Genomic DNA, 664 nt, shown 5'->3' with positions numbered 1-664 from the left:
CCCAACATCCAAATCCCGACAAATGTGGCTACAACAGAAATGATCCCATTGGCGATATTTCCAACAAGTGCAGCATTTGTAGAAAATCCGGATTGTTGGAGAATTTGCGTACCGTAATACATAATAGTGTTCACACCCGTAACTTGCTGTACAACACCAATTCCAATGCCAATAAATACAATACGGCGGATCCACGGTATACTTAAATCGCGAAATGTCGCCCTTTGAAGCTCCAATTCTTGTGCGAGATTCTCTTGGATCTCTTTTAACTCTCTTTCAGCACGGTTCTGAGCCCGAATCTCTTTTAAAATACGAAGTGCTTCACCAATCTTTCCTTTTGAAGCAAGCCAGCGCGGGCTTTCCGGCACGATTAACATACCAAACCACAAGATTACAGCAGGGAGTGTAGCAATTGTCAGCATAAAGCGCCATACATGTGCATCTTCCTGGCCAATCGTCGTTCCTAAAATGGCATTGAAAATGAAGGCCAACAATTGTCCGGAAACAATCATCAATTCATTTTGCGTTACCATTCTCCCTCTTGTTTCAGCAGGGGCCATTTCTGCCAAAAATGAAGGAACCATCACTGAAGCTGCACCTACTGCAAGCCCCAATAAAAATCTAAAAAGAATCATAACGCCTGCATTTGGCGCAATTGTACAAC

At 43.2% G+C, this 664-nt stretch carries 1 protein-coding gene; it reads right to left on the bottom strand.

Features of this window, described 5'->3' with window-relative positions:
- Positions 1–664: MFS transporter (locus ACLWS4_RS37250; protein WP_416876457.1), on the bottom strand; the 664-nt coding region annotated here is incomplete at both ends.

It is taken from the genome of Kitasatospora sp. SC0581, assembly GCF_048159585.1.
Taxonomy (GTDB): domain Bacteria; phylum Actinomycetota; class Actinomycetes; order Streptomycetales; family Streptomycetaceae; genus Kitasatospora.
Note: the sequence above shows the minus strand (reverse complement) of the source record. Positions and strands in the feature narration are given on the sequence as shown.